The organism is Limnohabitans sp. TS-CS-82 (assembly GCF_002943475.1).
This window is the reverse complement of record NZ_PTQX01000015.1, coordinates 18,300-30,836: the sequence shown is the minus strand read 5'-3', so window position 1 is coordinate 30,836 and position 12,537 is coordinate 18,300. Positions and strand designations below refer to the sequence as shown.

Genomic DNA, 12,537 nt, shown 5'->3' with positions numbered 1-12,537 from the left:
GTTCACATCAAGCCTTCAAAATTTTCTGCGCGCGGGCGCGGTCTGCATCGCTCAAAGGCGCAGGCTGCACCTGCTGGCGACGCTGGCGCAAGTAAATGCCCATCAACACAGCAGCCACCAACAGCAGCAAAAAGGGGCCAAACCACAGCACCCAAGTCAGGGGCTTGACTTCGGGGCGGTACAGCACAAAGTCACCGTAGCGGGCCACCAAAAAGTCTTTCACCTCTTGGTCGGTTTTGCCTTGGCGGATCAAGTCACGCACTTCGCGGCGTAAATCGTCGGCCAACTCGGCGTGCGACGACGCCAACGATTCGTTTTGACACACCAAGCAGCGCAACTCTTGCGAAATGTCGACCAAACGGGCTTCTAACTTGGGGTCGTCCGCCAAAGGCGCGGCTTCGCGCACGGGCGCTGGCACTTGAGGCGAAACCGCCTGCGCCGAGGTCGTGATCGCACACATCGCAACGGCCGCCGAAACCAGCCAAAGCTTCAAAGAAAAAACGTAGGTCATGATTTGTTCAGCGCCTCAATCAGGGGCAAGATTTTGTCGGCCAACAACTGGGGCGTGACCACGCCCACACGCTTGTAGCGAATCACGCCCTGCTTGTCGATGATGTACGTCTCAGGCACGCCGTAAACGCCGTAGTTGATGCCCACGCGTCCGTCCAAATCCATCACCGAGGTGACGTAGGGGTTGCCGTGGCGCTTGAGCCACACCACGCTGCGCTCACGCGCGACTTGCAGCTTCATATCGTCCGACGCTTTGGCGGCGGCATCTTGCGGTTGAATTTCTTTGTAGCTCAAGCCCACGATGGGTACATTGTTTTTCTTGGCAAAGGCGACCAACACCGGATGCTCTTCGCGACACGCCACACACCAAGTGGCCCACACGTTGAACATCCACACCTGCCCCAGCATGTCTTTGGGCGAAAACTTGGCGTCCCCCGCCAGCGTGGGCAAGCTGAATTCAGGTGCAGGTTTGTCGACCAAGGGCGACGGAATTTCGCGGGGGTCCAGCTTCAAGCCCACGGCCAAAAACACCACCAAGCCGAAGAACAAAACCAAAGGAATGAGAAATTTTTTCATAGCAATCCGACGTGACCTCTGCGGCTTATTTGCGGTAACGACGGTCCACCGCCGCCAACACGCCGCCCAACACCATCAGCAACACCCCCGCCCAGAGCCAAGGCACAAAGGGCTTGAAGTACACGCGCACGCTCCACTCGGTGCGCGTGTCGTTCAAAGGCTCACCCAAGGACACATACAGATCGCGCATAAAGCCCGAATCAATGGCGGCCTCGGTCATCGGCATGGCTGACGAAAAGTAGCGGCGTTTTTCAGGCTGCAACACTTCCAGCAACTGGCCATCGCGCAGCACTTCCACATCGGCGCGAGTGGCTTTGTAGTTGGGGCCCATCACCTCGTCGAGCGACTTCAAGCGGAAGGTGTACGGCGCGATGGTGACCACATCGTTCACATGCATGCGCACATCGCGCTCGACCTCGTAAGACTTCACGCCCGTCACGCCCACCACCAACACGGCCATACCAAAGTGCGCGATCTGCTGCCCCCAGAAGGATGCGCCAATGCGGCCAGGCTTGCGCACGCGCACCCACACTTGCTGCAAGGTACCCAAGGCCACCCAAGCACCAAGGAACAGGCCCAAGGCAGAGCCCCAAGTCCAAGCGCCCCAAACAAACGGCAAACCAATACCCAGCAGCAGGGCGCCCAAGGCAGTCCAACGCAAGGTGTAGGCAATCTCGCGCACGTTGGCATCGCGCCAACGCGCCACCGAGCCGGGGATGATCAAAAAGATGGCGGGCACCAACAGCGGCGCAAACACCGCGTTGAAATACGGCGGGCCCACCGACAACTTGCCCAAGTTCAAAGCATCAATGATGAGTGGGTAAATCGTGCCCAGCAACACGGCTGCAGTCGCGACCACCATCAACACGCTGTTGGCCAACAAAAACGACTCCCGCGACACCAACTCCAAGCGGCCACCCAAAGTGACGCGCGGTGCGCGCCACGCAAAGAGGGTGAGCGACGCGCCCACAACCACCGCCAAAAACAGCAACACAAACACACCGCGCTTGGGGTCGGTGGCAAAGGCGTGCACCGACGTCAACACACCTGAGCGAACCAAGAACGTGCCCAGCAAGGACAGCGAAAACGCGGCAATCGCCAACAACACCGTCCAAGCCTTGAAGCTGCCGCGTTTCTCCGTCGCCATCAGCGAGTGAATCAAGGCCGTGGCCACCAGCCAAGGCATGAGCGAGGCGTTTTCAACGGGGTCCCAAAACCACCAGCCGCCCCAGCCCAACTCGTAATACGCCCACCACGAGCCCAAGCCAATGCCAAAGGTCAAGAAAGCCCAAGCGATCACGGTCCAAGGGCGCGACCAGCGGGCCCACGCCGCATCCAAACGACAGCTCAACAAAGCCGCCACCGCAAAAGCAAACGCCACCGACATGCCCACGTAGCCCATGTAGAGCATGGGCGGGTGGATCACCAAACCGGGGTCTTGCAACAAGGGGTTCAAGTCACGACCGTCCATCGCCGCGGGCAACAAACGCTCAAAGGGGTTGGACGTGGTCAAGATGAACAACAAAAACCCGACCGAAATCAAGCCCAGCACGCCCAACACGCGGGCCACCATGTCCAGCGGCAAGCTGCGCGAAAACAGGGCCACCGCCACCGACCACAGCGTGAGCATCAACACCCACAACAGCAACGAGCCTTCATGGCCACCCCACACCGCCGCAAACTGGTAAGGCTTGGGCAACAACGAGTTGGAATGCTGCGAGACGTAAAGCACCGAAAAATCGTTACTCAAAAACGACGTGGCCAATGCACCGAATGCAAAGGCAACCAAGGCAAATTGCAGGGCTGCCGCAGGACGCGCCAACGATTGCAAACTGATTTGGGTTTGTGGATTGGCGACCAAGGTGCCGGCGAGGGGCAGCACACCCTGCACCAAGGCCACCACCGTGGCCAACATCAATGCGAAATTACCTAGCTCTGGAATCATGAAGGGCTCACGGGTTGGTTTTGACCGACTGAGCGGCTTTGGCTGCGGCCGCTTGGTCAAGCGCATGCTTGGCCTCGGGGGGCATGTAGTTTTCATCGTGCTTGGCCAACACTTCGCTGGCCACAAACACGCCGTCATCGCCCAATTTTCCTTGCGACACCACGCCGCGGCCTTCTTTGAACAAGTCGGGCAACAGGCCCACGAACGTGACCGACATTTCTTTTTCGGTGTCGGTGATGACAAAACGCACCGTGTTGCCGTCACGCACCAAGCTGCCCTCCTTCACCATGCCGCCCGCGCGGAAGGTCCGGCCCTTCGGCGCCTCACCGTTGCTGACTTGCGTGGGGGTGAAGAAAAACACCAAATTGCTCTGGAACGCATTCAGCACAAAAGCAGCCGCAGCGCACAGCACAACGATGCCGCCCACGATCAACGCCAAGCGTTTGGTTCTAGGTTTCATCACATCAATTCCTCAACAGGCAACTTGGCCACGGCTTGCTCGGCACGCAATTGCGCCAGCACCGCACGACGCGCCGCACCGGCTTGCCAAACTTCAAAAGCCATCAGCATGGCGGTCACGCCCACGCTACCCCACACATACACGGCATAGCCGCCCATGGCCCAAAACTGCGACCAACTGTCCCACCTCATGCTGCGGCTCCGGTTGGGTGCGTCACTTCAGGTAAGGCCTGTACCCAGGCCGTGTGGCTCTCGCGCTGCAAGATCAAGGTGCGCACGCGGTACAGCACCAAAGCCACGGTGTAGGCCCAAAAAGCCAACGCCATCAACAACATGCTCCACAACATGATTTGAGCCATGCTGGGTGCTTGCGTGACCGACACCGACGCACCTTGGTGCAAGGTGTTCCACCACTTCACCGAAAAGTAAATGATGGGCACATTGATGGCGCCCACGATGGCAATCAACGCACCCGCACGGTCGCTGCGACGGGTGTCGTCGATGGCCGAGGTCAAGGCGATGTAGCCCAAGTACAAAAAGAAAAGAATCAGCTCCGAGGTGAGACGTGCATCCCACACCCACCAAGCGCCCCACATGGGTTTGCCCCACAGCGCCCCCGTCCACAGCGACAAGAAGGCAAACAAAGCACCCGTGGGCGCCAAAGCGCGGGTCATCATGCCGGCCAAACGGGTGTTGAAGGTCAGGCCCAACACGCTCCAAAACGCCATCGCCAAGTAAATGACCATCGACATCCAAGACGCAGGCACATGCACAAAGATGATGCGATACCCCTCGCCCTGCTGAAAATCGGCAGGCGCCACGGCAAAGCCCAACCACAAGCCGGCCAGACCGAGCAAGGTGCCCAAGGCGGCGCACCACGGCCAAAGCTTCGCCGCCAACCCATAAAAGGTTTGCGGTGCAGCGTAATAAAACCAGTTGATGCTGGTGCGAGAGGTCGTCATGTCAAAAATTATTCCAGCGCAATGCGCAAAGCAGCCGAGCACGCCCAAGGGCTAAAGAACACGGCAGGCAACAACATGGCCATCAAAATCGAAAAATGCGCTTGCGAACCCAAGCCACTGGCTTGCGCCTCCACCGCGCCAGCACCAAACACCAGCACCGGCACAAACAAAGGCAGCACCAACAGCGACAGCAACACGCCGCCACCGCGCACACCCAAGGTCAAAGCAGCACCAATGCCGCCTACCAAAGACAAAATGGGAGTGCCGATCAACAAGGCCAAGGTCAAGGTGAGCAAGGCATCGGCCGAGAGGTCAAACTGCAAGCCCAAAACAGGGGCCAATAATACCAACGGCACCCCGGCCACCAGCCAGTGGGCCAGCATTTTGGCCCCAACCAGTAAGGGCATTGAAGCAGGCGACAAGGCCATTTGCTCCAAAGTGCCATCGCGGTAATCGGCCTCAAACAAACGCTGAAGCGCCAACATGCTCGACAGCAAGGCACCGACCCACAACACGCCGGGTGCGACGAGACGCAAGGTGTTCAATTCCGGGCCAATACCCAGCGGGAACAAAGCGGCCACCACCACAAAGAAAAACACCGCCGTCAGCACCTCGCTCTTGCGGCGTAAGGCCAACAACAAATCGCGGCGCAACACGGCTAAAAAAGCTTGGCGGTTCATGTCTGCACTTTCTGAGGTGCGCGTTGAGGCGTTTGTGGCTGCACCGACTGCAAGCGGTAGCTCTGCACGTCCAAAGCTGAACCATCGGCGCGCTGCAAGGTGATGGGTTGGTGACTGGTGAACAGCACCATGCCGCCCTGCGCCACATGGCTGGCCAACACCATGCGCAAGCCATCCACCGCTTTGGCGTCGAGGGCCACAAAAGGCTCGTCCAACACCCACAACGGGGCTTGGCTGGCCAGCAAACGGGCCAAGGCGGTGCGGCGTTTTTGACCTTGCGACATCACGCGCAACGGCAGGTGCTCGCGCCCCCGCAAACCCATGCGAGCCAAAGCCACCAAGGCTTGTTCTGGCGTCAAGGTACGCCCAGCCACGGCAGCATCGGCTTGCAGGTTTTCAAGGGCGCTGAGCTCTTCTTTGAGAGACAGGTTGTGGCCTAAATAAAACAAGGCCGAGCGAAACGCGCTCGGGTCGGCCTGCACTGCCTGGCCTTGCCAACGCACTTCACCCGCATCGGCTGGCGACAAGCCGCAAAGAATACGCAACAAACTGGTTTTACCCACACCGTTGTCGCCTTCTAAATGCAAGGCTTGGCCGGCGTTCAAAGAAAAGCTGACGCCCTCAAACAAAGGTTTGTTGCCACGGCTGCACGCCAAATTCTTCACGTCAAACATGGTGTCGCACGCGTCCATCAAATGAAGGTGCCAGCACAGGTCAGCACTTGCCCGCCTGTGCTCATTTTGAAGCGTGCAATGCCCGCGCTGCGCGTGGTGTTGACGCCACCCAAATCGAGACGGCGCACACCGCGCTCGCGCAGCGCTTCGATGCCGCGCCACAAAATCAGGTTGTGGGCATGCAAATCGCGCCCCACATCACTGGTCCAGCCCACTTGGTAAGTAGCGGCTTCGCCGTGAATCAAAAACATCATGCCCGCCACACGATCGCGTCCCACGTCAGCGCGCATCGTCAAAATGGTTTGCGATGGCTGCTTGCGGGAGGGCACATATAAATCAAAAAACTGCACAGGCAAACCGTGCAAACCGCGTTGCTCACGCTGTTGCATCTCGGCCTCCAGCAACCAACGGTACTGGCCTGCGTTGGTGCCCACGCGGTGGGTGGTCAAAGCAGATGCCTCGGCACCGCCCAAACGGTGGCGCCAACGCTTGTCGAGCTGGGCTCGCAAATCAGCCATGGAAAGGGTGATGTCAAGCACGACAGTGCTGTGCCCCGTCATGACGCGGCGCAGGCGCGACAAGCCCAGCTCAGGCCCTTGCGGCTCGTCGGGCGTGATGGCAACCAACCGCAGATTTTTGAGGGGAATGCTGCGCTTCAGCGCTTTATAGACCGCCGCTTTGTCGGCCCCCGACAAAGCTTGCAGCCACACGGGACCCACTGAACACAAAGCCACACAAGCCAACTCGCCTAAAAAACGTCGAATGATGAATTGAGCCAAGGCCACCGGCGCGCCGTCCTGTGTCACATAGGCACGCAGCACGCCCACACCCAACGCTTTCATGCAAGCGCCATAGGCCCAGTCCTGCTGCAAAGCCGCAGCGGCGTGGGCATGGTGTGCGTCCCACGACGCAGCGTCTAGCGTGTCCCAACTGACCTTCATCATGCCCCTAAAATCCTTTGACCCTTGTGAACCACACACCCATGTTGAACAAACTCCGACTGCGCCGAAAAACCGAAACCGTGATGGGCCACCGTTTGGAAGAACCGCGCCTGACCCTCATGGTGGTCGTGTGGGTGCTGGTCTATGTGGTTCTGCCTTTGCTGGTCATCGGAGGTTTGCTGGACCTGCTGGTGCAGCAAGTGACCGGTCAATGCACGGGATTTTGGTGCTGGTTCTAAGTTAAAAAGACACCAATGATCGCACACCACCCTGTCAGGGCGTGTATGTGCAAACCCCGTCCACATGCACACGCGTGATCTTGCCGTGATAACTCACGTCATGGAAAGCGTGCAAAACGATGGGCTCACGCTCCAAACGAATTTCTGCCTCCAAACCTGTCGTACGGTGCTTTTTATAAGCGCCCATTTCTTTAGCCGTGGTGAGGTTTTTGCCATCGAACTCTTCGGTGGCCAGACTGGTGACCTGCACTTGGTACAGCTTAGGCCCGTTGATTTTCAGAAACACGTTTTTCCCCAAGGACTGAATTTCCACCACCACCTTGGCGGCGTCTAACTTGCGGTCGTTCAGGGAGGGAATGGTGCCTTCCACGTCGCAAGGCATTTTGAACGTTTGCGCCCACGCCGAACCGCACAGCCCTGCCCCTAGACAAACGCCTACCAACGCGGACACCTTAGTCCACCGACGGATCACAGCAACAACTGGGTTCATACACACCTCAACAACAGATCACCCATTCTATAAACGCCAACGCCCGCCGCTTTGGCAAGCGACGGGCGTTGTGATGGGAACGAAAGTCAGGGCTTGCCGAGCGCGTGCTCAGTGGCCACCGCCCAAATAGGCTGCTTTCACGGCTGGGTCGTTCTTCAAGCTGCTGGCTTCACCGTGCACAGAAATACGACCGTTTTCCATCACATAGCCGTAGTCGGCCACGTTCAGGGCTGCGGCGGCAAACTGCTCCACCAGCAACATGGTGACGCCTTGGCTCTTGAGGTTTTCGATGATTTTGAAAACTTCTTCCACAAGAATAGGCGCCAAGCCCATCGACGGTTCGTCCAGCAACACCACTTCGGGGTTGAGCATCACGGCGCGGGCCATGGCCAACATTTGCTGTTCACCGCCCGACAAAGTACCGGCCAATTGGTTGCGGCGCTCTTTGAGGCGGGGGAACAAGTCCATCGCACGGTCCAAGTCGGCGGGCACATCGCCTTTGGGGCGGCTGCCTGTCAGACGGGGAAACGCACCCAAGATCAAGTTGTCGGTCACCGTCATGGTGGCAAACACACGGCGACCTTCGGGCGAGTGGGCCAGACCGCGCTTGGCGATCGTGAACGACTCCATGCCGTCAATGCGCTCGCCGTTCAAGGTGATCTCGCCCGCTGTCGGGGAAATCATGCCGCTGATGGCGCGCATGGTGGTGGTTTTACCCGCACCGTTGGAGCCAATCAAGGTGACCACTTTGCCTTTGGGCACGTCGATCGAAATGCCATGCAGCACATGGACTTTGCCGTAACCGGCTTCCAGATTTTTAATCTTCAACATCTCTAATTCTCCGTGTGCGCTTAAGTCGCCGTGCCGCCGAGGTAGGCCTCGATGACCTTCTCGTTGGCTTGCACGTCAGCAGGCTGACCTTCCGCAATCTTTTGACCGAAGTCGAGCACTGAGACGGTGTCGCAAATGCTCATCACCATGTCCATGTGATGCTCGATCAAGATGACGGTGATGCCGTGGTCACGAATCTTGCGAATGATCAGCACCAACTCTTTGATGTCAGGTGCGGTCAAGCCTGCAGCGGGCTCGTCCAACAACAACAGCTGCGGGTCCAGCGCCAAAGCACGGGCAATTTCAAGCAAACGCTGTTTGCCATAAGGCAAGTTACGCGCTTGTTCTTCCGCCAAATCGGCCAAGCCCACGAAGGCCAACAAGCCTTCGGCACGCGCGGTGGCGGACTTGTCTTCTTGGGCGTAACGCGAGGTGTTCAACGCCACGTCCACAAAGTTGCTGTGGAAGGTGTGGTGCAAACCGACCTGCACGTTTTGCAAGGCCGTCATTTCACCAAACAGCTGCACGTTTTGGAACGTACGCGCGATGCCCGACAACGCGATGTCAGACGAGGTACGTCCCACCACCGAGCGGCCTTCGAACTCAATGCTGCCGGCAGTAGGCACGTAAATGCCCGTCAACACGTTCATCATCGTGCTCTTGCCCGAACCGTTGGGGCCGATCAGACCGTGGATGGTGCCGCGCTTGATGCGCAGATCCACTTGGTTGATCGCTTTCAAGCCGCCAAATTGCATCAGCACCTCTTTGGCCACCAACACATCGTCACCCCCGTTTTTCGCAGCGCGAATGATGGGGTCGACGTGGCTGTCAACAGCATGCGCGACGTGTGCAGTCTTTGCACCGCGAGAACGGTGAGACAACAAGCTGCGCACAAAGCCCACGATACCGTCTTGGAGGTAATACACCACGAACAAAATCATCAAACCGAAGATGGACAAACGCCAATCGGTGATGCTGTCCAACCAGAAGGCAAATACAGCCAAAGCCGCCGTACCCACCACTGGCACAGCCATGGTTTGCGCAGTGGTCATTTTGCGCGCCACACCGATGATGGCGCCGATCAACATCAACACAGCCAACACGCTGGCGACCATGCGGAACATTTCTAAATCGTCCAGCAACTTAGGCAGCAACACAATGATGGTGGCACCCAGCATCGAGCCGATGCGTGATTTGCGACCACCCATGATGACGGCCAACAAGAACATCACGGTCAGTTCGTTGTTGTAGGTATTAGGCGAAATGTATTGCTCAGAGTAGGCATACAAACAACCCGCCAAGCCAGCAAAGCCAGCGCTGATCACAAAGGCATACACCTTGTATTTGTAAACCGACACGCCCATGCAGTCAGACGCCACAGGGCTGCCGCGCAAGGCTTCAAACGCACGGCCCAACTGCGAGCGCAACACGCGGTGCACGACCAACAGCGACAAAGCCAACAGGGCGGTGACCACCCAGTAAAACGATTGCTCGTCAAACTTGTAGCCTGCCACGGCGGGCTTAGGGATTTTCAAGCCCATGGGGCCTTCGGTGAGGAAGGTCATTTCGTTGATCAAGATTTGAATGATGGTGCCAAACGCCATGGTCACCATCGCCAAATACGGGCCCGACACGCGCAAGGCGGGCAATGCCAGCAGCGCGCCAAACACCGCCGTCACGGCAATGCTGGCAGGCACGATCACCCAAAACGGCGCGCCGACTTTGAGGAACAAAACACCGGCGGTATACGCGCCAATGCCAAACAAACCAGCGTGGCCCAAAGACACTTGGCCGGTGTAGCCCACCACGATGTCCAAGCCGAACAACAAGATCGCGTAGATCATGATGGTCTCGACCAAGTGGATGTAGTAAGGGTTGTGCGTGAACACAGGCACCAGCGCCAGCAGCGCGAAGCCAATCACAGAAGCGAAAACGTAGTTGCGATTCATGGTCAAACTTTCTTGATCGCAGATTTACCAAACAGTCCGGCAGGCTTGACCGCCAAGACCAAGAGCAACAAGACCAAGCCGGGCACGTCTTTGTAGCCCGTGGAAATGTAGAAACCTGTGGTGGTTTCGGCCACACCCAAAATGATGCCGCCCACGATGATGCCCATGCCGCTGGTCAAACCACCAATGATGGCCACCGCAAACGCTTTCAAGCCGAGCACCGCGCCCATGGTGGCGCCGGTTAAGGTCAAAGGTGCGATCAACACACCCGCAAACGAGGCGGTGAGCGAAGACAAGGCATAAGAGAACGTGATGACCAAACCGGTGTTGATACCCATCAACTTCGCCGCATCGCGGTCGTTGAAAGTGGCGACCACGGCTTTGCCGTAAATGGTCTTGCGGTTGAAAAACTCAACCGCCAACATCATCACCAAGGCGCCAGCGATGACCAACAGTTCCATCGGCAGCACGTTGGCGCCAAAGACTTTCATGGGCGCTTCAGGCAATGGCGAGGGAAAACGCAAATCGTCACGCCCCCAAATGTTTTCAGCTACGTTCTTGAAAATGATGCCCAGCGCGATGGTGGACATGATCCAACCAAACTCGCTTTTAATTTTGATGGCGGGACGAACGCCAATGCGCTCGACCAAGGCACCTTGCACGAGGCCAAACAAGCCCACAACAGGCAATGCCAACCAGTAATTAACGCCAAGGGTGTCGACCAAGGTCAGCCCCACCAAGGCGCCCAACATCAGGGCCTCACCTTGACCGAAGTTCAGGGTGTCGGAGGTGGCAAAGGTCAACTGGTAGCCAAACGCGATGACCGCGTAAATCATGCCCAGCGCTATGCCACTGTAGATAAGTTGCAGCAGAATTTCCATAAGTGCGCTCTGGTTTAAAAAATTTATGAAGATAAAAAAAGCACCGTATCAGCCAAACATGAATCAGCAGATACGGCGCTCGCGAAGAGCCTAAAAATTACTTCTTGGCAGGTTCTTGCTTCGCAGCTTGCTTAGCGGGTTGTTTGGCCGCTTTTTGACGGATGTCAGAGCCTCTCTTGGCATCTTCTTCGTAGGCGTACACCACTTTGCTGCCCTTGACTTCACCGAACACGGGAATGTTGGCGGTGATGGCTTCGTGGTCGTCGTGTGTGAATGGCTTGTCGTAAGTTGTCACAACGCCTTCCACTTTGGCTTGCAAGTTTTCCAAGGCTTCGCGAACCTTAGGACCTTCGGTGGTGCCAGCTTGCTTGATCGCAGCAGTCAACAAATACACCGAGTCGTAACCTTGTGCAGCAGACACGGGTGAGTCGATGCGGTTGTTCTTCGGCTTGAAGGTCTTCAAGTAGCTATCGATGAAAGCCTTGCGCTTCATGGTGTTGGGCTCTTGAATGAAGGTTTGTGGCATGCGCGCACCTTCACCGCCAGGGCCTGCGTTGTCGATGAAGTTGGCCATGGACAAAGTCCAGCTGCCGATCATCGGGACTTTCCAGCCCAGCTTGGTCATGCCGTTGGCGATTTGAGCTAACTCAGGGCCAATCGCGTAAGTCAGGATAGCTTCAGCGCCGGCTTCTTTGGCCTTGAGCAACTGCGCGGTCATGTCCACGTCCTTCACGTTGAACTTCTCAACGGCCACAGCCTTCACGCCTTTGGCGGTCAATGCTTTCTCCAAATCGTCACGACCCAATTGACCGTAGTTGGTAGAGTCAGCCAAGATGGCCACTTTCTTGAAACCGCGACGACCGATGGCTTCTTCCACGATCATGGGCGCTTGAATGCTGTCGTGTGCCGCGTTGCGGAAAATGTAGTTGTCAGGGAACTCAGGCGCCTTGAATTGCTGCGTCACGATAGAGCCAGTGGCCACGTTGTTGAACACCGGAATCTTGGCTTCTTGGTAGAAGCGCTGCGACGCCAAAGCCACACCCGTGTTGATGAAGCCCATGGTCGCCACGACTTGCTCTTTGTTGATCAGCTCTTGGGCAATCTGCACGCCACGCTCGTTTTTGGCTTCGTCGTCACGCTCGATGAGTTGGAGCTGCTTGCCCAACACGCCACCGGCTTTGTTGATTTCGGCTGTGGCCAAACGCACGCCATCGCGCATGCTCACGCCCATGGACGATGAGCCACCGGTGTAGGGGCCGGTCACGCCAATTTTGATGGTGTCAGCAGCAGTGGCCAAGCCAGCAGCAAACATCAACGATGCCAAGGCTGTCAATTTAAGGGTACGAATCATGGTGTCTCCTCAGACGAAATATGGAATGGATTCGGGAAAAAATACAGGC

At 57.4% G+C, this 12,537-nt stretch carries 15 protein-coding genes; 1 reads left to right on the top strand and 14 read right to left on the bottom strand.

Annotation, left to right across the window (positions count from 1 at the left end; all coding sequences use genetic code 11):
• Positions 1 to 7 precede the first annotated feature (7 nt).
• Genes C5F52_RS23445 through C5F52_RS23405 form a run of 9 tightly spaced genes read right to left on the bottom strand, consistent with a single transcriptional unit; the run spans position 8 to position 6,750 of the window.
• On the bottom strand, positions 8 to 511 hold the full coding sequence (locus C5F52_RS23445) for a cytochrome c-type biogenesis protein (protein WP_236657990.1): 504 nt from the start codon (positions 509 to 511) through the stop codon (positions 8 to 10).
• On the bottom strand, positions 508 to 1,086 hold the full coding sequence (locus tag C5F52_RS23440; RefSeq protein ID WP_104800786.1) for a DsbE family thiol:disulfide interchange protein: 579 nt from the start codon (positions 1,084 to 1,086) through the stop codon (positions 508 to 510). Before C5F52_RS23440 ends, C5F52_RS23445 begins: the two co-directional genes overlap by 4 nt.
• Before the next feature lie 25 nt (positions 1,087 to 1,111).
• Positions 1,112 to 3,031: a heme lyase CcmF/NrfE family subunit gene (locus C5F52_RS23435; RefSeq protein WP_104800785.1), complete on the bottom strand. Its 1,920-nt coding sequence runs from the start codon at positions 3,029 to 3,031 to the stop codon at positions 1,112 to 1,114.
• 7 nt (positions 3,032 to 3,038) lie between these two features.
• A complete protein-coding gene (ccmE, locus tag C5F52_RS23430) occupies positions 3,039 to 3,491 on the bottom strand; it encodes a cytochrome c maturation protein CcmE (RefSeq protein WP_104800784.1) in 453 nt (150 codons plus the stop codon).
• On the bottom strand, positions 3,491 to 3,682 hold the full coding sequence (ccmD, locus tag C5F52_RS23425; RefSeq protein ID WP_104800783.1) for a heme exporter protein CcmD: 192 nt from the start codon (positions 3,680 to 3,682) through the stop codon (positions 3,491 to 3,493). The genes ccmE and ccmD overlap by 1 nt, the downstream gene beginning before the upstream one ends.
• Complete coding sequence (gene ccmC, locus C5F52_RS23420) at positions 3,679 to 4,452, bottom strand: heme ABC transporter permease CcmC (RefSeq protein WP_104800782.1); 774 nt, start codon at positions 4,450 to 4,452, stop codon at positions 3,679 to 3,681. The genes ccmD and ccmC overlap by 4 nt, the downstream gene beginning before the upstream one ends.
• A gap of 8 nt (positions 4,453 to 4,460) precedes the next feature.
• Positions 4,461 to 5,132 carry a heme exporter protein CcmB gene (gene ccmB / locus C5F52_RS23415; RefSeq protein WP_104800781.1) on the bottom strand — a complete coding sequence of 224 codons (672 nt, stop codon included), beginning with the start codon at positions 5,130 to 5,132 and terminating at the stop codon, positions 4,461 to 4,463.
• Complete coding sequence (gene ccmA / locus C5F52_RS23410) at positions 5,129 to 5,824, bottom strand: cytochrome c biogenesis heme-transporting ATPase CcmA (RefSeq protein ID WP_236657989.1); 696 nt, start codon at positions 5,822 to 5,824, stop codon at positions 5,129 to 5,131. Before ccmA ends, ccmB begins: the two co-directional genes overlap by 4 nt.
• Positions 5,824 to 6,750, bottom strand: coding sequence for a GNAT family N-acetyltransferase (locus C5F52_RS23405; RefSeq protein WP_104800780.1), 927 nt, complete (start codon positions 6,748 to 6,750; stop codon positions 5,824 to 5,826). Before C5F52_RS23405 ends, ccmA begins: the two co-directional genes overlap by 1 nt.
• Positions 6,751 to 6,788: 38 nt before the next feature.
• Between C5F52_RS23405 and C5F52_RS23400 the strand changes: the two genes are divergently transcribed.
• Positions 6,789 to 6,986 carry a hypothetical protein gene (locus C5F52_RS23400; RefSeq protein ID WP_104800779.1) on the top strand — a complete coding sequence of 66 codons (198 nt, stop codon included), beginning with the start codon at positions 6,789 to 6,791 and terminating at the stop codon, positions 6,984 to 6,986.
• A gap of 34 nt (positions 6,987 to 7,020) precedes the next feature.
• Here C5F52_RS23400 and C5F52_RS23395 read toward each other — a convergent pair whose 3' ends face one another.
• The 5 genes from C5F52_RS23395 to C5F52_RS23375 form a co-directional block, all read right to left on the bottom strand.
• Positions 7,021 to 7,476, bottom strand: coding sequence for a hypothetical protein (locus tag C5F52_RS23395; RefSeq protein WP_146100150.1), 456 nt, complete (start codon positions 7,474 to 7,476; stop codon positions 7,021 to 7,023).
• 108 nt (positions 7,477 to 7,584) lie between these two features.
• Complete coding sequence (locus C5F52_RS23390; protein ID WP_104800777.1) at positions 7,585 to 8,307, bottom strand: ABC transporter ATP-binding protein; 723 nt, start codon at positions 8,305 to 8,307, stop codon at positions 7,585 to 7,587.
• 20 nt (positions 8,308 to 8,327) lie between these two features.
• Positions 8,328 to 10,256, bottom strand: coding sequence for an ATP-binding cassette domain-containing protein (locus C5F52_RS23385; RefSeq protein ID WP_104800776.1), 1,929 nt, complete (start codon positions 10,254 to 10,256; stop codon positions 8,328 to 8,330).
• Between the two features lie 2 nt (positions 10,257 to 10,258).
• On the bottom strand, positions 10,259 to 11,137 hold the full coding sequence (locus C5F52_RS23380; RefSeq protein WP_104800775.1) for a branched-chain amino acid ABC transporter permease: 879 nt from the start codon (positions 11,135 to 11,137) through the stop codon (positions 10,259 to 10,261).
• 97 nt (positions 11,138 to 11,234) lie between these two features.
• Complete coding sequence (locus C5F52_RS23375) at positions 11,235 to 12,488, bottom strand: ABC transporter substrate-binding protein (RefSeq protein WP_104800774.1); 1,254 nt, start codon at positions 12,486 to 12,488, stop codon at positions 11,235 to 11,237.
• Positions 12,489 to 12,537 lie beyond the last annotated feature (49 nt).

What these genes read in the sequence shown, in the direction of transcription:
- C5F52_RS23445 (WP_236657990.1), bottom strand. Translation starts at nt 511, where the DNA reads ATGACCTACGTTTTTTCTTTGAAGCTTTGGCTGGTTTCGGCGGCCGTT.
- C5F52_RS23440 (WP_104800786.1), bottom strand. Translation starts at nt 1,086, where the DNA reads ATGAAAAAATTTCTCATTCCTTTGGTTTTGTTCTTCGGCTTGGTGGTG.
- C5F52_RS23435 (WP_104800785.1), bottom strand. Translation starts at nt 3,031, where the DNA reads ATGATTCCAGAGCTAGGTAATTTCGCATTGATGTTGGCCACGGTGGTG.
- ccmE (WP_104800784.1), bottom strand. Translation starts at nt 3,491, where the DNA reads ATGAAACCTAGAACCAAACGCTTGGCGTTGATCGTGGGCGGCATCGTT.
- ccmD (WP_104800783.1), bottom strand. Translation starts at nt 3,682, where the DNA reads ATGAGGTGGGACAGTTGGTCGCAGTTTTGGGCCATGGGCGGCTATGCC.
- ccmC (WP_104800782.1), bottom strand. Translation starts at nt 4,452, where the DNA reads ATGACGACCTCTCGCACCAGCATCAACTGGTTTTATTACGCTGCACCG.
- ccmB (WP_104800781.1), bottom strand. Translation starts at nt 5,132, where the DNA reads ATGAACCGCCAAGCTTTTTTAGCCGTGTTGCGCCGCGATTTGTTGTTG.
- ccmA (WP_236657989.1), bottom strand. Translation starts at nt 5,824, where the DNA reads ATGGACGCGTGCGACACCATGTTTGACGTGAAGAATTTGGCGTGCAGC.
- C5F52_RS23405 (WP_104800780.1), bottom strand. Translation starts at nt 6,750, where the DNA reads ATGATGAAGGTCAGTTGGGACACGCTAGACGCTGCGTCGTGGGACGCA.
- C5F52_RS23400 (WP_104800779.1), top strand. Translation starts at nt 6,789, where the DNA reads ATGTTGAACAAACTCCGACTGCGCCGAAAAACCGAAACCGTGATGGGC.
- C5F52_RS23395 (WP_146100150.1), bottom strand. Translation starts at nt 7,476, where the DNA reads ATGAACCCAGTTGTTGCTGTGATCCGTCGGTGGACTAAGGTGTCCGCG.
- C5F52_RS23390 (WP_104800777.1), bottom strand. Translation starts at nt 8,307, where the DNA reads ATGTTGAAGATTAAAAATCTGGAAGCCGGTTACGGCAAAGTCCATGTG.
- C5F52_RS23385 (WP_104800776.1), bottom strand. Translation starts at nt 10,256, where the DNA reads ATGAATCGCAACTACGTTTTCGCTTCTGTGATTGGCTTCGCGCTGCTG.
- C5F52_RS23380 (WP_104800775.1), bottom strand. Translation starts at nt 11,137, where the DNA reads ATGGAAATTCTGCTGCAACTTATCTACAGTGGCATAGCGCTGGGCATG.
- C5F52_RS23375 (WP_104800774.1), bottom strand. Translation starts at nt 12,488, where the DNA reads ATGATTCGTACCCTTAAATTGACAGCCTTGGCATCGTTGATGTTTGCT.